This is a genomic window from Atribacterota bacterium (assembly GCA_028717805.1).
Taxonomy (GTDB): domain Bacteria; phylum Atribacterota; class Phoenicimicrobiia; order Phoenicimicrobiales; family Stramentimicrobiaceae; genus Stramentimicrobium.
Window position 1 is genome coordinate 1 of the sequence record JAQUNC010000039.1, and the last position, 20,519, is coordinate 20,519.

The 20,519-nt window shown below is 33.5% G+C and carries 15 protein-coding genes; 14 read left to right on the plus strand and 1 reads right to left on the minus strand.

Going from position 1 to position 20,519, the window contains the following annotated elements; translation table 11 throughout:
- The 12 genes from PHD84_08570 to PHD84_08625 all read left to right on the plus strand — a co-directional run.
- The coding region (locus PHD84_08570) for a hypothetical protein (GenBank protein MDD5637851.1) at positions 1-467 on the plus strand (467 nt) is incomplete at its 5' end.
- An 844-nt stretch (positions 468-1,311) separates the two neighbouring features.
- Positions 1,312-1,710, plus strand: a complete 399-nt coding sequence (locus PHD84_08575; GenBank protein MDD5637852.1) for a MazG nucleotide pyrophosphohydrolase domain-containing protein — start codon at positions 1,312-1,314, stop codon at positions 1,708-1,710.
- 53 nt (positions 1,711-1,763) lie between these two features.
- A complete protein-coding gene (locus PHD84_08580; protein MDD5637853.1) occupies positions 1,764-3,080 on the plus strand; it encodes a TolC family protein in 1,317 nt (438 codons plus the stop codon).
- 289 nt (positions 3,081-3,369) lie between these two features.
- Positions 3,370-4,656, plus strand: coding sequence for an efflux RND transporter periplasmic adaptor subunit (locus tag PHD84_08585; GenBank protein ID MDD5637854.1), 1,287 nt, complete (start codon positions 3,370-3,372; stop codon positions 4,654-4,656).
- Positions 4,653-7,793 carry an efflux RND transporter permease subunit gene (locus PHD84_08590; protein ID MDD5637855.1) on the plus strand — a complete coding sequence of 1,047 codons (3,141 nt, stop codon included), beginning with the start codon at positions 4,653-4,655 and terminating at the stop codon, positions 7,791-7,793. The genes PHD84_08585 and PHD84_08590 overlap by 4 nt, the downstream gene beginning before the upstream one ends.
- 247 nt (positions 7,794-8,040) lie before the next feature.
- Positions 8,041-9,780 carry a BamA/TamA family outer membrane protein gene (locus tag PHD84_08595; protein ID MDD5637856.1) on the plus strand — a complete coding sequence of 580 codons (1,740 nt, stop codon included), beginning with the start codon at positions 8,041-8,043 and terminating at the stop codon, positions 9,778-9,780.
- Between the two features lie 177 nt (positions 9,781-9,957).
- A complete protein-coding gene (locus PHD84_08600) occupies positions 9,958-10,488 on the plus strand; it encodes an OmpH family outer membrane protein (protein ID MDD5637857.1) in 531 nt (176 codons plus the stop codon).
- An 80-nt stretch (positions 10,489-10,568) separates the two neighbouring features.
- Positions 10,569-11,291 (plus strand): LPS export ABC transporter ATP-binding protein, encoded by a 723-nt coding sequence (gene lptB / locus PHD84_08605; GenBank protein MDD5637858.1) that lies wholly within the window; start codon positions 10,569-10,571, stop codon positions 11,289-11,291.
- 414 nt (positions 11,292-11,705) lie between these two features.
- On the plus strand, positions 11,706-12,836 hold the full coding sequence (locus PHD84_08610; GenBank protein MDD5637859.1) for a DUF3084 domain-containing protein: 1,131 nt from the start codon (positions 11,706-11,708) through the stop codon (positions 12,834-12,836).
- A 551-nt stretch (positions 12,837-13,387) separates the two neighbouring features.
- Positions 13,388-15,079, plus strand: coding sequence for an S-layer homology domain-containing protein (locus tag PHD84_08615; protein MDD5637860.1), 1,692 nt, complete (start codon positions 13,388-13,390; stop codon positions 15,077-15,079).
- Positions 15,080-15,485: 406 nt separating this feature from the next.
- Entirely contained in the window at positions 15,486-15,857 is a 372-nt protein-coding gene (locus PHD84_08620) for a four helix bundle protein (GenBank protein MDD5637861.1), read from the plus strand.
- 158 nt (positions 15,858-16,015) lie between these two features.
- Positions 16,016-16,948, plus strand: a complete 933-nt coding sequence (locus tag PHD84_08625) for a hypothetical protein (protein MDD5637862.1) — start codon at positions 16,016-16,018, stop codon at positions 16,946-16,948.
- 182 nt (positions 16,949-17,130) lie between these two features.
- On the opposite strand, the gene PHD84_08630 is transcribed toward PHD84_08625, so the two are convergent.
- The gene (locus tag PHD84_08630) at positions 17,131-17,472 is read right to left on the minus strand and encodes a hypothetical protein (protein ID MDD5637863.1); all 342 of its coding nucleotides are present in this window, start codon (positions 17,470-17,472) and stop codon (positions 17,131-17,133) included.
- Between the two features lie 582 nt (positions 17,473-18,054).
- On the opposite strand from PHD84_08630, the gene PHD84_08635 reads away from it, so the two are divergent.
- Positions 18,055-19,320 carry a clostripain-related cysteine peptidase gene (locus tag PHD84_08635; GenBank protein MDD5637864.1) on the plus strand — a complete coding sequence of 422 codons (1,266 nt, stop codon included), beginning with the start codon at positions 18,055-18,057 and terminating at the stop codon, positions 19,318-19,320.
- Positions 19,321-19,806: 486 nt separating this feature from the next.
- Positions 19,807-20,385, plus strand: coding sequence for an LPS export ABC transporter periplasmic protein LptC (lptC, locus tag PHD84_08640; GenBank protein MDD5637865.1), 579 nt, complete (start codon positions 19,807-19,809; stop codon positions 20,383-20,385).
- Positions 20,386-20,519 lie beyond the last annotated feature (134 nt).

The window sequence follows — 20,519 nt, forward strand, 5'->3', positions numbered from 1 at the left end:
CAGAACCAGAAATTGAAGCAAAGCTGGATAGTTATATTCCAGAGTATTATATTTCCAATCCTGAATTAAGAATAAGTTATTATCAAAGGCTAAGTCAAATAAAAACGGAGACAGAACTAAATGATTTAGGAAGTGAACTACAGGATGTCTATGGGCTTTATCCAGGAGAAGTTGAAAATCTATTACTGTTAGTTCAACTGAAATTAAAGTTAAAAAATCAAGGAGTGACTAACATCAGGATAACTAATCGCTATGTTTCTATTAAATACCAAATAGGTTCTCCTTTGGAGAGTAAAATTAAAGATGCTCTAAAGATTGAAACCAGAAAGAATATAAGCTACTCTCAGAAAGGTCGTTATTATGAATTAAAAATGATTTTCCAGGAGACTGATAATTTAGTCTATTCCCATAGCATTCTCCATCTTTTTTTATCTTTTTTAAAGACAGTTATTCCTGAAACAGGATAATCAGGGAAGTCATCCACTGATTATCCCATAAAGAAAATACTTTGAATGTCTTTAGGAAGTTAATAGATTGCCACACACTACTTAGGCAGTGCTCGCAAGGACCTTGAAGTTTATAGTTAAAGGTTTATAGTTTTTGGTTAAACCTTTATTTGGGTATAACACTTACCTATGATTCACGCAATACGCATGACTCATAACCAAATAGTCATTATAAGGAGCACCTTTCCTTTTCTGCTATTGCCAGGAATCTTTTCCTTTTCGGTCATTGGGAGGAGCAAAGCATTGAGGTAATTTCATCAACTTTTACTTAAGGAGATTTAAACCGAAAACCGAAAACTATTTTATTCTAAGAATTAAATACTAACTACCCAACTACTTGTACTATACCAATATCTATTAAATGACTAAATTAACGATATACAATATACTTAGTACGGTATACTACTATGTAATGCACTACGCACCACGGTATACCATATCATATACTAGTATACTATATACTGAATAAAGGGGTTTTCAAGGGGGAGGATTCCCCTTGAACATCCTGAGGACAATTACTACCCAGGCTTATGATCCCTCAGGATTCTAAAACGAAATATCATAAATTATTTTCTATATTAATTTAAAGTTGTATTTAGGGGTTTTCAAGGGGGAGGATTCCCCTTGAACATCCTTGATATAATATGATTGAGAATATTGCCAATATTTTTATAAAAATTTTATATTTAATTTAAATGTTATTAAAACTTTTTTAATATAATGTAATTATAATTATCTTAAAAATAAAATAATAGATAGTTATTAAAAGGATGTTTGGACAGATCAGGAAGGAGGGTCTTTTCTAATGTTCCAGAAAGAGAAAGAATTGTTTTCGGAATTAATTTCTATTGTTACTCAACTTAGAGGTCCCCAGGGCTGTCTCTGGGATAAAAAACAAACCCTGAACTCCATGGTGATTAATATCCTGGATGAAGCACAAGAGATAAAAGAAGCTGTAGATAATAAAAATTCTCAAAATTTATGTGAGGAACTGGGAGATTTGTTGATGGATATTTTGCTGGAGATACAGATAGCTAAAGAAGAAGGGTTATTTGATTATCAACAGGTATTAAATGGTGCTAAAGAAAAATTTATCCGTCGTCATCCTCATGTTTTTAGCGATGTTCAAGTTAATAGCGCTGAAGAGGCGCTTGCAGTCTGGAAGAAGATGAAACAGATGGAAAGAGAAAACAACAATGAATAGTATAAAAAAGATCACTTTCATTTTTATTGTTAAATTCTGAAGGAGGTTTATTTATGAACAAATCAATAGCATTTACAAGAGGTAAATCATTCTGGTTATCAATATTTATTTTATTAATAGTATATATATTTTTAATTTTTTCAGAAATGGCTTATTCGGCAGAAAGTCTAAGTTTGGATATAGAAGAATGTATTAGAATTGCTCTAGAGAACAATCTGGGATATCGGATTTCCCAGAGTAAAGTAGAAGCAAAAGAGGAGCAGGTGAAAGAAACCAAAGGAGCTACTAAAATCAACGCCAAATTTCAGGGTGGTTATATCAGAATGAATGAAGCTCCCGATATGGAAAACATTGCCGAAGGCGATTTTAGTTATCTTTATTCCTCCGGTTATGGAGTTCCTCTTATCTCAGTTAAGGTTTCCAAGGTACTGTACAGTGGTGGTAAGCTAAAAACTCTTGTTGAACTTGCTGAAGCGGAACAATCTATTGCTGTTAATGAACTGGAAGCAAATAAACAGGAACTCATTTATAAAGTAACCGAAGCTTATTACCGGGTATTGCAGGCAGAAGGACTGAAGAGAGTAAGTGAGCAGGCTTTAACCCAGATTAAAGCACATCTGGAGACCTCCCAGTCACTACTGGCAGAAGGAATGATTGCTCCCATTGATTTAAACCGGATTAATTCTCAGCTATCTAATCTGGAACATAATTTAATTAGAGCGGAAAATGGTTATATGCTGGCAGTATATAATTTAAATTCCATCTTGGGAATTGCCCTGGAGACTATAATTCAATTACAGGATAGTCTTTCTTATGAAGCTTGCGAGATTACCCTGGAGGAAGCATTGGAAACAGTCTGGCAGTGCAGACCTGAAATACACAATATTAATCAACAGAAAATTATAATGGAAGGAATGGTAGATATAGCCAAAAGCAATAGAAGACCACAAATAGTTATGAATATGGAATCAGGATTAACTGGCTGGCAGGTAGCAATAATAGGAGAAGTACCTATTTTTGATGGTGGAGTAAATAAATCAAAAATAAAACAGGCTGAAATAAATTTATCCCAGGTTGAGCAAAGTAGAAAACAGGTTGAACAATTAATAGAATTTGAAGTACGCTCTGCCTTTCTAAATATGAAGGAAGCAGAGAAATTAGTTAAAGTAACCGAACAGGGTATTAAGGATTCTATGGAGAGTTTTCGCATCGCCCAGGTAAAATATAATGAGGGCATTGCTACCAATATCGAAGTAATTGATGCCCAAAGTGCTTTAATTGAAGCAGAAACTAATCATCTCAACGCTTTACATGATTATAATACCAGCAGAGCAGCTTTGATAAAGGCTATGGGATTATTGAATTATTAAAAAATTATTGTTTAACTATATTTTTATTACTTATTTAACATTTATGAATAGTTTAGTAAAATAGTTTCAGCATAAAGATTATAATATAATAACTGAATATTTTACAGACAGTCAAAGTAAGAAGTTATATTGCTTAAAAATATTCAGTAAAAAAGATTAATTCATATCAAGCTGAAGAATAATTGCAGGGATTTTCAAGAGGAAGAATTTCTATTGAATAACTAAAAGATAATGGTAATAGTTTACTTAAAAAAATTATGCTATTAAGACTAAGAGAGGAATATATTATATGAGAATTACCAAGTGCAGAGTTTTTTATGCAGTTATTATCATATTTGTGGGATTGCTTATTATACCAATAGCAAATCGTTTTTACCAGCAGAGGCAAGAAATAGCTACAATCCCTCAGACACAACCAGATAGGATAGTGCCAGTACAGGTTGCCAGAGTTCAAGGAGGTGATATCAAATCATTCTTTACTGTCAGTGGATTGGTAGAACCTAAAGAAATAGTTAGAGTATACGCTAAGAACATTGGACAGGTAAAGGAATTATTGGTTAAGGAAGGTGATACTGTACAAAAAAATGATATATTAATGCGTCTGGATGATGAACAGATTAGATTACAGGTAGCTCAGGCGAAAGCTACTCTTGATGCTATCCAGGCTTCTTTAGAAAAGGTCAAAACTGGTGCCAGACCTCAGGAAATAAGTCAAGCAGAAGCAGCAGTTCGTCAAGCCAAGATAAGTAGAGATAGCGCAGAAGAAAATTATTTAAGTATGCAGAAACTTTTTTCTGAAGGTGCTGTTTCAGAACAGCAGCATGACCAGGCTAAAAATCAATTCGAGATTGCTGAAGCTCAGTATCAAGTGGCAAATGAGAGTTACAAGCTGGTTATGGAAGGTGCCTCTGAACAGGATCTTAGATCGGTAGAGGCTCAGGTTAGACAGGCTCAATCTGCTTTAGAAATGACTCAATCGCAACTAAATAATACTGTGGTTAAAGCTCCCATCAGTGGTAAAGTAACATCAATTAATGCCAAAATTGGAGAACTGGTTTCCTCCACAATTCCTCTTTTAGCTATTGTGGATACCAGTGAATTGTATGTAACAACGGGAATATCTGAAAAAGATGTTGCTACCATACAATTAGGACAAAAAGCTGAAATATTTATCGATGCTTTCTCGCAAAATGTGTTTTCTGGAGAAATTACTAGCAAAGGGGTGATGGTAGACCCTGCTAGTAAAACGATGGAAGTTAAAATAAGATTAAATAATCCTGATACAGAGATACCGCCTGGCGTTTTTGCCAGGGCTAATATAGCAATCAGGGAAATTAAGGATACCCTTATTATTCCGGATACCGCTTTAACTAGAAAAAAAGATGGGATTTATGTATTTGTCTTAAAGGGAGATATTGTTGAACAAAGAGAAGTTGTTACTGGAATTAGCCAGGGTAATCAGGTTGAAATTTTACAAGGTCTGCACAAGGATGAGGAAATTGTTATTTCCGGAAATATAACAGTTCAAAGTGGAGAAAAAGTTAGGGTTATCGACCGGGAGGATATAAAGCAGTGAATTTGCCAAAATTTTCAGTTAATAGACCAGTTACTATATTAATGTTGTTTATTACCCTCATTGTGATTGGCATTATTTCTTATCAGGGATTAGGTCTTGATTTATTGCCTGATTTATCTTTTCCTGTTTCAGCAATTATAGTCTCTTATCCAGGCGTTGCCCCGGAAGAAATAGAAACACTTATTACTATTCCTTTAGAAGAAGCCGTAAGTACCATGAATCAGGTTGATACGGTTAATTCCTATTCGCAGGAGGGGAGCTCAATAATACTGCTTTCTTTTCAATGGGGAACTAATATGGACATTGCCTCTCTGGAAATAAGAGAAAAAATAGATATGGTAAAAAGCATGCTCCCCAGTGATGCCAGCGATCCCATTATATTCAAAGCAGATCCGTCTATGATGCCGATGATGATATTGGGTATGGGTTCAGAGCAATATGAACTTAATGAATTAGAAAAATTTGCTCAGGATATTGTTAAACCAAGACTGGAAAGATTGGAAGGAATAGCCCAGGCTTCAGTAAGTGGCGGATTAGAAAGAGAAATATTAGTTTCCTTAAATAGTGAAAAAATTCGTGCGAATCAGTTGACATTAGATCAAATTGTTATGTCTTTAAGAAGTGAAAATATCAATTTACCAGCAGGAACTGTTCGTGATGGTACTATTGATTTGTTAATTAGAACCCTGGGACGATTTGAAAGCATTGAAGATATTCGAAATGTAGTGATTACTAATTTACAGGGAAATCAAATCTATTTAAAGGATATTGCTCAAATAACAGATACTTTCAAAGAAAAAAATTCAATAAATTATATTAATGGATTGCCCAGTGTAGCCTTTAGTATTCAGAAAGAATCTGGAGCAAACACGGTAATTGTTGCCAACAGGATTAACCATGAATTGAAACGAATAGAAGAGCTGCTTCCAGGCGATATTCAGATTATAAATATATTTGATTCTTCTGATTTCATTAAAAAAACTATTTCTGAAGTGACCAATACTCTCCTTTTTGGAGCTGTGTTAGCTATTCTGGTATTATATTTATTTTTACGCAGCATAAGTGGTACTATTGTTATCGGATTAGCCATACCTATTTCAGTAATTTCTACTTTTACTCTACTATATTTTTCTAATTTAACGCTAAACATGATGACACTCGGCGGACTGGCATTAGGTATAGGAATGCTGGTAGATAATGGCATAGTTGTTTCGGAAAATATTTATCGGCAACGGGAAATAGGGAAAAATGCATTACTAGCCTCTCAGGAAGGCGCTAACGAGGTCAGTCAAGCCATTACAGCTTCCACTCTGACTACCATTGCGGTATTTTTACCAGTAGCTTATGTTTCTGGAATAGCCGGGGAATTATTTAAATCAATGGGTTTAACAATAACCTTTTCACTACTTATGTCTTTATTTGTTGCACTGACTTTAATCCCTATGCTTTCTTCAAAATTGATAAGAAGAACACTGAAGCCGACAAAATCTTTATCTTCGTCTATGGAAAAGAATAATAATCCAGCTAATGATAATCATGAAGCTGACAGTGCAGTTGGCGCCGAGTATATTGAAGGGAGAGGCCGATTATTTAATTTTATAAATAGAATTTATGGCAATCTTATTCGAGGTTCTTTACGTCATCGTGGCATGGTAACCATACTTGCCGTTATAATATTAATTATATCTTTTCTTCTCGTGCCAATAGTTGGGACAGAATTTTTTCCTTCTGTAGACCAGGGTTCTTTCAATATTAATATATCCTTACCGGTGGGTACGAACCTTGAGGTTACCAGGAAAGTGGTAGAAGATATTGAAAGAACAGTCAGCAACATTCCTGAAGTTAAAAATATCTTTACTGGTATTGGTGGAGAAGGGATGGGAATGGGTATAGGCGGAGGTGGCAATAATTCCGGGTCCCTAATGGTTAGCTTAACTGACCAGTCTGAAAGAGAAAGGGAAATCAAAGATATTATTGCTGATTTACGCAGCCGAATAAATGATTATCCTGATACAAAAATTAATATTGGCGAACAAGGAATGTCTTTTTCTACAGGCTCTCCTCTTTCTATTAAAGTTACTGGTGATTCAATTGAAGAGTTAGGCTATACTGCAAAGATAATTATAGACATATTAAGTGAAGTAGAGGGAATATATGATTTGAAAAGTAGTGTTGAGGAGGTCCGACCCGAGCTCCATATCAATATTGATAGAGAAAAGGCTAATTTATATGGTTTAAGCGCCGGACAAATTGCTACTAATATCCAGGATGCCATTTTAGGAAAAGTTGCTAGCTATTATCAGGAAGGAGGAGACCAGTTTGATATCAGGGTAAGCTTGGACAAAAGTGATTTAGAAAATATCCAGCAATTAGAAAATTTATATATAAGCTCAGGATATGGATTGCAGATTCCTCTAAAGGAAATTGCTGAAGTAGTCTCTGGAATCGGCCCCCAGGTGATAAACAGGGAAAATCAGCAGAGAATAGTTACCGTTACAGGCAATATCAGCGGTCGTTTCCTGGGAAATGTTATTCAGGATGCCCAGAAAAAATTGGAGGCAATAGTGTTACCAGAGGGATATAATTATACTTTTGCGGGTGAAAATCAGGAGATGATAGAGTCATTTCAAAGCCTTTTCTTTGCCCTAATTCTTTCTATATTTTTAGTGTATATGATTATTGCTGCCCAATTTGAATCATTATTATTTCCTTTTGCGGTCATTCTTTCTGTTCCTTTTTCACTGATTGGGGTTATTTTGGCATTATTGATTACTGATATTAGTTTTAATGTGCTTTCCTTTCTCGGCTTGATAATGTTAGCTGGTATTGTGGTAAATAACGCAATTGTACTGATAGATTATATTAATCAATTAAGGAAAAAAGGGTTAGAACGTAATGAAGCGGTTATTCAGGGTGGAAAAATACGGTTAAGACCAATTTTAATGACTACTTTAACGACGGTCTTAGCTATGTTGCCGATGGCTATTGCTGCAGGGGAAGGCGCTGAAATGAGAGCTCCTATGGCTGTAACAATTATTGGAGGATTAACATCCTCAACTTTCTTAACCCTTATTGTGGTGCCTATTTTTTATACTTATCTTGATGATTTAGCAAAAAAATTACATATTCAATTTTAGTTTATTAGAAGGAATTACCCTATTTGGCATTAGCAATTTGAGATATAAAGCTATACAGTGCCTTGCTATCTATTTCAAATATTTATAGACCATTCTGAATCCCATTTTGGTAAAATTACTAATTTTTCCAAAATAATTTTCTTAGAATTTGTTTAGATATTCTAAGATATGTTATATAATAGAAAAAGTGAAAACTTTTTTATTCAAGGAATGATTGAGAGGAATAAATATCCAGGAGGAAAACGAGTTGAGAAATAAAATAGTAAATAAATGTTTTTTATTTGTTATCATAGTATTAATATTACTTTTCCCATTTTTTAATACAGCTCTAGCCCAGAATAATGGGAAAATTACTGCCATCGTCGTACGCGACAATGAACATATCGATACAAAATTTATAGTGTCTCTAATTTCTTCCAATATTGGAGATTTGTTTTCCAAGGATAAAGTTCAAGCTGATATGAAAGCAATCTTTGATTTGGGTTATTTTCAGGATGTCCAGGTTAAGTTAGAACCGTTTCGAGATGGTTATAGAGTTGTCTTTCAAGTTAAGGAAAATGCAATTATAGAAGATATTGTCATTGAAGGAAGTACTATTTTGGCAGATCAGGAAATTAAAGATGTTATGGTCTTAAGCAAGGGACAGGTGTTTTCTCAAAAGATATTACAGAATGACCTGGATAGAATTTCTCAACTATATAAAGAGAGAGGATTAATATTAGCTCAGGTGGAAGAAATTGATTTTAATCAGAATACCGGTGTGCTCTTAATTAAACTGGCTGAAGGGATAATTGAAGAGGTAAGGATTAGCGGTAATGAAAAGACAGTTGATAAGGTAATAAGGCGAGAAATAAATATTGAATCCGGAGAATTATTTGATTTTAGTAAAGTAAAAGAATCATTACAGGAAGTTTATAATCTTGGATTTTTTGAAGATGTTTCCATGAGGTTAGAGCCGGGCAGCGAGGAACACTTGATTGTAGTAGTAATAGAGGTGAAAGAGAAAAGTACCGGTTTATTTGGAGGTGGAGGAGGTTATAGCACAGGTGAGGGATTATTTGCCTATGCCAGTATTAAAGAATCTAATCTTTTTGGACGAGGGCAGAGCATTGAGGCAAAACTGGAAGTGGGTACCAGGACTACCTATAGTTTTTCCTTCTATGAACCCTGGTTAGGAAATACCCCTACATTTTTTGGTTTAGATGTTTATGATTCTTTCATGGAAGTGAATAAAAAAATCGATGGTATTGATTCCAAATATGAAATGGAACGAATAGGCGGTAAGCTTACTTTTGGACGAGAGTTTAAAGAACATTTTAAGGTTGGCTTGGAGTTAAAGACTGAGGATGCGAGTTATAATTTAATATCTGGTCAGTTACCTGATAATATTCAGGAAGGACTAACCAATAGTTTCCGACCGATATTAATTTACGATACCCGAGATGACCGATTTAATCCAACAGAAGGATGGTATGGTACTGCTTCTATTCAAAATGCTGGTGGGATACTGGGAGGAGATTATGACTACCGTAAGTATGATTTAGATTTGCGTACCTATCTTTCTACTGATATATTTGAAGAAGACCGAGCAGATGACACTACTATTACCAGTACCATCAATCAGGGTGTACTGGCAATGAGAATGGTAGTCGGCGTTGGTGATACTTCTTTACCCTCTTTTGCAAAATACGAGGTCGGAGGATTAGGCACTATAAGGGGTTATGAGTATAAAGAATTCTCAGGAGATACTTCTCTTATTTTTAACATTGAATATCGTTTTCCTCTGGCGGATAATTTACAAGCAGTTATCTTTGCTGATTGGGGTAATGCCTGGGATTTTGGTGAATCTATTGCTATAGGTGATTTGAAGTTTGGTAAGGGAGTGGGAATACGCTTTGATACCTTCTTGGGACCAATCAGCATTGATTATGGTTTTGGAGAAGATGAGGAGGGTAAGGCTTATTTCAGCATTGGGCACACTTTCTAATTTATAAGTATGTAAATTAATTTTAAGGAATAATCTATTATAAATTATTTTTGCTTTTATTTATTATATTTAAGAAACCGTAACCGTATTTAGTATAAATATATAAATACTTACTTAATAATTATATTTAAAAAATTCTATGGTATTGAACATATAAATTAAGGAGGAAGATAGTATATGACTTTTAACTTGAAGGCAAGAATAGTGGGCAGATACAGAGTAGCTTTTTTATTAACAGCAATTGCTTTATTATTAACTTTTTTCACCATAGGTGCTTTAGCTCAGAATGTTGGCTATGTTAGTTTGGCTAAAGTAACTGCCAGTCATCCTAATACCGAAAAAATAAATCAGATAAACCAGGAGTTAAGAACAGAATTGCAGACCAGGCAGGAAAAACTCAATCAAGAAGGAAAAGGGCTGGAAGAGACAGAACTTAAAAAATTGGAAGAAAAATTTAATGCAGAATGGGAACCAGTAAAACAGAAACTATTAGCTCAGATGCAAGCTTTACAGGCAGAAAGGAATTCTGATATTCTGCAAGCAATAAAGGCTGTTGGAGAAAAAGGTAAGTATCAAGTAATTATTAATAGTGAAGTTCCAGTATTTACCGGAAATGATCTCAATGAATACCCAATCATTTTATATGGTGGTGAGCATCTAACTCAGGATGTAATTGCTGAAATTCAGAGGATTACCTCCAGCAAATAAATCATTATTTTAGATATAGATTTATTTAATTAGCTTGCAGTTAGTCATCAATCAATTTTTGGGAGAAGCATTTGGAAAATTTGGAAAAAATATGGACCGAACAACTGGTTAAAATTTATCGCAGACGCAGAGTTGTTGATGAGGTTAATATAGAAATTAATAGAGGAGAGGTAGTTGGTTTACTCGGTTCTAATGGAGCTGGGAAAACAACTACCTTTTATATGATAACTGGATTGATTCGTCCGGATAAAGGAAAGGTGTTTTTTAGAGGCAAAGATATTACCCACATACCCATGTTTCAACGATCACGAATGGGATTAGGGTATCTTGCTCAGGAACCTTCTATTTTTCGGAAATTAACTGTTGAGGAAAACATTTTGTTAATTCTGGAAGCTCTTGGTATAGAACGTACTGAGAGAGAAAAAAGATGTTCTAGAATGTTACAGGAGTTAGAAATTAAACACTTAGCTGATTATAAGGGCTATATGCTTTCCGGTGGCGAGAGACGAAGAGTAGAAATTGCACGTACTTTAGCCAGCTCACCATCCTTTATACTGCTTGACGAACCTTTTACTGGTATAGATCCTATTGCGGTCTATGATATTCAAGAAATTATTGGCTACTTGAAAGAAAAGGGACTGGGTATTCTTATTACTGACCACAATGTTAGGGAGACCATGAAGATTACTGATCGTACTTATATTATGCATGATGGAAAAATATTGGCTTCTGGAAATCCTTCTGAAGTAGCCAGTTCAGAAATTACCCGAAAATATTATCTTGGCGAACGTTTTACCTTATAAAAAATTTACAGTTGAAAGTTTTCAGTTTATAGTTTTTAGTAAAGAATGAGGTAAAGAGTAAAAGCAAAATATTCTTTATAATGGAAAAATATAGCTATTAAATGATATTAAATAACCAGGGTATACCAGGATACCGTATAACGTACATCGTAAAAAATTATTTGAGTTTAATGATAGCTTTAGGGTAATAGAGTTAAAAATAAAACGGTAATAAAATACAAAAATTATTTTGTTGGCAAATACCAACAACCTATAATCGTAAACCTGAAACAAAAAACTTAAAACCAATTTATACCAGCGACTAACTACTAACTAACAACTAATTTGCGTATTACACACCAAGTTATACGCTATACGGTATACTATATACGAATCAATAGAGAGGTTTCAGGGGAAACCTCCCCTGACTATATTATGTATAGCATTATCTTAATATTAACTTTAATCCTTATCAGTGGAGTCATAGCTTATATTGGGGATTTAACTGGTTTTCGTATTGGTAAAAAGAAAATAAGTATTTTTGGTTTACGTCCCCATCGCACTGCTGTTTTTATTACTATCTTAACAGGTATAATTATTTCTATTCTTACCCTATCAATTTTATCTATACTTTCTAATGACGTTCGTACTGCTTTGTTTGGTATGGATGAACTGCGTCAGAAACAAAACGAACTTACCCAGGAGATAAGGGTAAGAAACACAATGCTGGAAGAGGCTCGAAAAGAATTAGAGGAGAGAACCTTAGAGTTAGAAGAATTGGAGGGGGAATTTCATAAGTTAAACAGCCAGATTGAATTACAAACTACACAATTAGAATCTCTGATAGAGGTTAGACAAAGGTTAACTGAAGAAAGGGATAGTCTCCAACAAGAAATTATTGAATTACAGGAAACAGTAAAGGCTCTTTACTCAGGAATTAGCTGGTTAAGAAGTGGAGATATAATTATAGATCAAGGTGAAGAAATCGCTATGACTATCATCAAAGGTGGAATTCCACAGGAACAGATAGAAAGAGACCTACTTAATCTTATTAGTCAGGCGACTAGGAAAGTATTGGAACTGGGAGCTGAACCAGATGAAAAAAACGAACAGGTACTTATTATTTCTAAAAGTGAATTTGATGATTTAATTCAGAAGATTAGCCAGAGTCAGGAAGAATTAATTGTACGCTTACTGGCTTCCATGAATGTTATTAGGGGTGAAATAGTTATTGCCAACTTTGCTATTCTGGGAAATAAGTTGGTTTTTAAAGAAAATGAAGTTATTTTAGAAGAGGAGATTCCGGCTATAAATGATCCCAAAGAAGCTGAAAATAGATTATTTTCTATCTTGCGTAAGGTTAATCTTAAAGCAGTGCAGGAAGGTATTATACCGGAGCCACGTACCAGTTTAGTGGGTACCATTTCTGCTGTTAATCTTTTTGAGATGGTCAGAGATATTGTTCAGGGTGAAACCACTATGCAGATAAGGGTGATTGCTCTTTCTGATACCTGGACTACTGGTCCATTTAAAGTGAGAATTGAAGGAACAAAAATTATCCACTAATTTGGGTATACATTCATGTCGAGGTTATCAGTTATCAGTTTATAGTTTTTAGTAAAGAACAGATTAATGTTTCCAGTTGTCAGTTTACAGAAAAAAACCAAATTACATTATTAAACTGTATTAGAATAGGTTAAACGATTATTTACTGGAAGCAAAGAACCTGGGCAAGTAATCAAATTGAATTTATTTGACCTAAATATTAGTATATTAATAAAAAAGAAATATAAAAATGTAAATTTTATATAGAAAAGCTTGACATTCATAAATTTACCATTCTATAATAATAGCAAATGTTCTTTGGTAAAATATTGCCTGCGGTAATTTATTATAATTAATTAATGAAAAAAGATTTGTATCATTTCAATTTGTGAATAAAGGGGAAGAAAGGAGGTGAAAAAGAATTGGTGCCTGCTTTATTTATGTAGAAATGGTACAAACATCCATCTTAATTCTTTTAAGAAAACATCTTAGTGAGGAAACGAAGGATACTCAATTAACAGGTGTTTTAAAAGAGTATTAAGCTGGAAATATTAAAAAACCAAGGAGAAAACATGAAAAAATTAGCATTAGCATTAGTGCTTGTATTTGCTTTAGCTATTCCGGCTTTAGCGAACCCGTTTGTTGATGTTCCTTTAAATCATTGGGCTTATGATGCAGTTCAGACCCTCGCAGCTAAAGGTGTGGTCATCGGTTATCCTGATGGAACCTTTGGCGGTCAGAGAATGTTAACCCGTTATGAATTTGCCGAAGCAATAGCAAGAGTGTTAGCTTACGTTGAACAGTATGGCGGTCTTGCAGAAGATGTAGAAATCCTATCCAAACTTGCTGTGGAATTTGCTGACGAATTAGCCAGACTCGGAGTCACCGTAGCTGATCTGGAAGCAACTCTTGGTGAACACAGTGAAGCCATTGCTGCAATGAAAGAATTAGTTGACAAACATGAAAGATTCTTTGAACCGGTGAAAATCACTGGAACTTGGAAAGCTGACTATAGTAAGGATGTTTTTGATTTATCTGGTGATCCACTGGCACCTGCAACATTAACAGATCGAGTTGATCTCAAATTTGCAGCTGAAATTAATCCTGAAACAACTGCTGAAATTCAACTAAGAATTGATAACGTTCTTAATGGCCCGGTAACCATTACTCCTCGTAAATATAATTTAAAATATGCTGGAGACTGGAGCTTATGGATTTCTACTGATATTGAACCGGATGACATTGCATTAGGCTTACTGTACGATTTCGATGAGTTAGAAGAATTCCCGGGTGTCTGGGCTCAGTGGGAATGGGATACTGATGAAGATCTTGGTACCTGGACTGCATTTATGGATGTAGAAGACTTCTACTTCTTGAATGTTTCCTTTAATGTTGGCGATGATGACGATGTACCAATTGGTGTAACTGCCGGTTATGACAATTTAGCAGGACTGCTATTCGGCGGCGCAGATATTGCCTTTGATTTGACTGATGAAGATGATGATGATCAAGTAGGCTTAGCTGTAGAAGGCGCTGTAGCTAGCGATCTAACCAATGTATACTTTGGAGCAGCTGCTAAAGCAACTGCTACTTTAGGTGAAGATGATGATATAGACTTAACTGTAACAGGTTGGTACACTCAACCCGGATTTGATCTTACTAACAGCAAGTACAATCCTGATGAAATTGGTGTGACTGTTGCTCTTGGATTTATGCTAACTGATGAAGAAGATGATCTCCAGATCAAAGTTACTCCAAAATGGGATTACAGAATGGATGCAGCTTTTGCTACTCTGAAGAGAAACAGAATTGGCTTACAGTTAGACTTTACTAATATTGATGAAGATAATCCGGATGAAGAAGGCTACATTTTTGGACAATATAGACTGGAAAGCGGAGACATTTACTTAGAAGGTCAATACCTGAACCTAGATCTCGGTGATGAAGATGAATTTATGCTTAATGCATACGGAGATTACTTATTCTCTGCAGTACCTGATTTCACAGCTATGGCTAACTTGACTTACACCTTCCCGGATGACCCGATGCAGTTCATTGTTGAAGGTCGATTGGATGCTGACGGTGCTGCCCTTTACAGTGCAGAAGCTCAGTTGAAATACGATGTAGCTGAAAACACTGTCTTAAAAGTCGGTGTAGAAATGAATGACTGGGATGCTGACATAGCTGATTGGTCAGATGATGATGAGTGGATCATTAAGTCTGATACAACCAAAGTCTATGCTGGAGTCGAAGTCAAATTCTAATCATTACCGAATTGTCTTAACTTGAACAACAAGCCTCCGGGATTGTCCGGAGGCTTTTTCTTTTTTATTACACTTAACCCAATAATTGAGAGCAATATAGTTTTTAGTTTATAGTTTAAAGTTTTCAGTAAATAAGAAATTTTCAAATATGCCTTTAGAACTGATATTCTAAAAAATTCTTCACTAAAAACAAAAAACTACAGATGAATAACTATAAACTAACGACTAAATAATTCTTCGATACAATATGGTATAATCATTTGAAATAATGTAATAATTTACGATATAATACATTATAAGTGTGGGAATATTTGAAACAGTAGCTAGTCGTTAGTATTTAGTTTTGAATAAAAAATATTTTAAAACATACAATTATAAATAATATTATAGATAATAGAAAATGAAAATTAGAAGTTATAAAGATTTAAATATCTGGAAACGAAGTATTGAATTAGTTAATGATATTTATAAACTATCCTGCTCATTTACCAAAGAAGAATTATACATATTAACATCCCAAATTAGAAGGACAGCAATATCAATTCCTTCTAACATTGCTGAAGGGTTCGCACGTTTTCATAATAAAGAATATAGACAATTTTTATATATTTCTTTAGGAAGCTGTGCAGAACTTGAAACACAAATTATTATTGCAAATAATTTAAAATATTTAGAAGATGATGAATTAAGTGATATAATAAATAGGTTAGAAATCATTGGCAAGATGATATCCAACTTGATTAAAAAAATAAATAATTGTGAAAAAGTTTTATATTAGCTATAGTTAAAAATATAATATTATTTTAGTCTTATGTATGAATTAAAATAAATATTATTTCTAATTAAATACGTAATAAAAATATTATCAATAACTATTAAAAAATGAACTAAAGACTAAATACTAAAGACTAAATACTATTAATTGAGGTGAATCAAATGTTTCTAAAGAAAAGAATATCCATTTTTTTAACAGTTGTTTTTCTTTTATCAATTATTTTGCCCCAAATTGCTTTAGCACAAACCTCTGCTGATATTGCCGTAATTGAAGATTTAGCCCAGATTGAATTGCATGTCTTTGGTGAGGTTAAAGAAGATGCCTTGCTAAGTAGAGTGGAATTTCTGGAAAAGGAACTGGTAGGCAGAACACTACCTGGAATTCTTAAAGATAGGGTAAAACAGCTTAAAGATTTTATAGTTATCGGTACACTAGATGAGCCTTCCTTATCCTTTAAAGTTAATTCTGCCCAGTGGACTTTGCAGGATGAAATTACCGACGAGCCATTATTAATTAAAATAGAAAACCTGGAATTAAAGATATTTGGAGAACTGTCAGAAGAGGTCCTTGCTATGAGGGCTGAAAAAATATTTACTGTTTGTTTCCCTGAAGGAAGGCCTAATATCCAAGATATCACCATTCCTGCCGGAACCTTAATACCGATAATTTTACTGGAAAGCATTGGTTCCAAAAAGAGTGATGATGGTGACATATTTGAATATCAAGTAGCTGAGGATATTGTCTATTCTGGTTCTATTATTATTCCCAAAAATACAGTAGCCAGGGGAGAAGTGCTTAAAGCAAAAAGAGCTTCCGTTTTACTAAAAAAGGGAAAATTAGAAATTGATTTTAAGTCTATTGAAGCTTTGGATGGAACAAATATTAGATTAATTATGGGAGAGGCAGCAGAAGAAGAAAATTCTAGGTTGGGGATTGCTATTGGTGCCAGTATTGCTGGATTGATTATCCTGAGTAATCCCATAGGTCTGGTGGCTGGAGCTTTAATTCCAGGTAAAAATATAACCTTAAAAGAAGGAACCAAAATATACCTGGAAGTAGCCACTGACACCAAAATCATTTCCTTGGTCCAATAATTTAAATAATAATTTACCATAATTTAGTAGAAAAAATCATTAATTTAACTTATATACACTTATATAGGTATAACTTCATTGCTTTTAAAAAAAACAGAAGATGTGTATTTTAATATAGCATCTTCTGTTTTTTAGTAATTATTTTTTTATTTCTAATTATATTTTTTCAAATAATTTTAATATTAATAAGTATATATTTCTACAACATTATTTCCAGTGTATATTGTTTTGCTAACTCCACCATCATATAAGTAGTCAGTGCTTATCGCGTAAAATGAATGGTATCCGGTTGGTATATTATAAAAAATACCAACTCCAATCGAATTAGTTGTTCCTAAATATGTACCTGTGTATAAATTGCCATCCATATAGACATAATAATAATAATCATCATTCATAATTTTAACTTGCACAGTGCCTGTTGTTGGGATCTCTGGAATAATCACACATCCTGATAAGCCCAAGCCTAAGATGGCTATGACAGCAATAATCAAAAGTGATTTTACAAATACTATTTTTTTCATTATTAAGATATCCCTCCTTTCTTTTTAAAATTTATTTAGAGTTTCTTTTATAGTTTAGTTGTAAATTATAACAGAAAATGGAAAAAGAAAAAATGGTTTCTTAATTAATATTCTATTTAAATAAATTATATCATTAAAATCTGAGTAGTATAAAAAAAATTGAAAATATTTAGATTTTATTATTATATTGTATAAGCGGTAATAATAAAATCAGAATTTCCAATTTATTATCGTCTTGCAATGATAATTACTTATTCCCTTAAAATAAACAATAAACTAAAACTTTCTAAAAATGTACTATCAGTTTTATTTTAGCTATAAAAATAACCCAATTAATGGTAAAATACAAACATTGTAATACTTTTTAATTAGCAGTATACTATTTAAATGAATTTGATACTTTTTCAGTATGTTGAATATCCATAATTTTAAATCTATATGGTTTAATAAACAACAACAAGAGCTGTTTAACTGTTGATTATTGAAAGTTAGCTCAGATAATTTATAATCTGCCAATAAGTTAAATAACTCAAATATGAAGTTTGATATAGCTGAAAATATAGAAATCAAAAGAGGTTTTTAATGAAGAACAAAAAACACAAAATATCTATAAGTTTTTCCCTTTTAATTATTGGGATGTTACTATTTTCATGCATTATTTCCGGCTGCTCATTCCTTCCTCCCTTACCGGAAGAGGCAAAGTGGACGATAATGGTCTATCTTGCTGCCGGTAATGATTTGGAAACAGTGGGAATTCAGGATATCAATGAGATGGAAATGGTTGGCTCAACGAAAGAGGTGAATATTGTGGTGCAAATGGATCGAATTCCCTTTAGTGCTCTTGATAAACTGGGAATGGGATCCTATGACGATAGTAGCAATAATAACTGGACTGGCACCCGTCGTTATTATATTACTCAGGATATGGATCCAGTTAAAATTAATTCTAAACTTATTCAAGACCTTGGTGAGAAGAATATGGGAGATCCAGAAACCTTAAAGGATTTTGCACAATGGGCAATTCAAAAATACCCGGCAGAAAGATATATGCTGGTCCTCTGGAATCATGGAGGGGGTTTTCGTTCAGCTGAAACTTCCCGGGATATCTGCTGGGATTATAATTTTGGTTTAGATAGTAGCATAACAATGCCTCAATTAGAAGAAGCGATGGCTTTTATTGACAATTTATTAGGAAAAAAGTTAGATATCATAGGTATGGATGCTTGTTATATGGCTATGGTGGAAGTTGCCTATCAAATTAAGGATTATGCTAGTATTATGATTTCCTCTCAAGCTTCCATTCCTGGTGATGGCTGGCAATATGACTGTATACTGGAAGGTATGGTTATAAATCCTAAACAAAACACTAAACATTTCGCTACTGAAATTATAAATTGCTATTCTGACCAGTATGATGGTTCAACAAGAAATGTAACTCTTTCAGCAATTGACTTAAATGGTATTGATAGTTTGGCAGGAGAGATATCAATTCTGGCTCAAGAAATAATGAATGACCATTCTACACCAAAAAATAATTATCGAGATGCCAGAAATGAAACCCAGAATTATACTAGTCTTGGTTTTGAGTACATTGATTTGAAGCATTATGTCTCTCTCTTAGGTTATTATACTTACAATAGCAAGGTCTTAAATGCTGCTTATAATATTAATCAATCATTGCAATCCGGAAATATTATTCTCAGCAATACTTTTAATGGTAACAGTGTCCAGAATTCCTATGGACTATCTATTTATTATCCCTACTATGAGTATGATAGTTATTATAATTACACCAATTTTTCTCAAGATACCTTATGGGACGAAATGTTGTATGATTTAGGATATTAGTAAGGTTTTCAGTTAAAGGTTTTTAGTTTTTGGTTAAACTTTTTTGGTATAACTGTTGCCTATGATTTACATAATACGCACGGCTTATAACGCATAACGAAATTATCATTGCGAGAAGCGCAGCATTGAGACAATCTCATCTACCTTTACGCAAGGATATTTTAACTGAAAACCAAAAACTTTAACCTATTTTACTCTAAGAACTAAATACTGTAATACCAAATATTAGCGACCAATTGCTGATGACTAAATTAACGCTTTACTAAATACCAGATACAAAAGAATAAATAACCAAGGAATAGCGACTAAATACTATAAACAAAAACATATATTTTTTCAACCAGGTTTATGTTACAATATATTTTGAAAACATATCCAGCAATTAGGTTTTGATGAAATAACATTCTTGTTATGTTTTAAGATTTTCTATAATATTTCCTGACAGAACGTTAGAAACTGGCAGAAGGCGGAGCCTTAAAATAAGAAATGAAAAATATAAAATTATATCTAATAATAGCAGTAGTTTTGATAATTGGTATACATCTCTTTTATAATTTTTATTATAATACTCCTCCAGAGGAAACGATATCACCTGAAGAAGCTATTGATCAGGTGGAGGATGATATTATAATTCATGAACCTCCTGTTCGTATTGGCGAGGGACAGGTTTTGGGTATTAAAGATGAAAAAAAAGAATGGTTAATTGAAGCTGATACTATTTCTATAGGTGAAGATCGAGAAAGTACCTTATTTGAAAATATCAAGCAGATGACAATATTTAAAGATGAGGAACCGCATTTGAACATTTCTGCTCAGAAATGCATTGCTAATATGCAAAGCAAGGATATGGAATTAAATGGTGATGTAGTAATTTCTAAAGAGGATGGAGACTCTTTAAGAGGAGAGAAGGTATTCTGGCATTCTGAAGAACAGAGATTATCAAGTAATGAACAGGTAGAATTAAAGGTCGATGATAATTATATTATTGCCGGTGGTTTTTCTACCAATATGGAAATGACTCAGTTAGAATTATTCAATAGAGTAACAGTAACCATGAAACTATAATGTAATGGGGGTCTATAATTGAAAAATAACATTCAGCTATAGCATAATCTGATTAACCAGGATAGTCAAAAAACTTTCTTTATGCCAGAATAAATACATATGGCCGAAGGAGCATTTGTGGCTCTAGGGGTTTG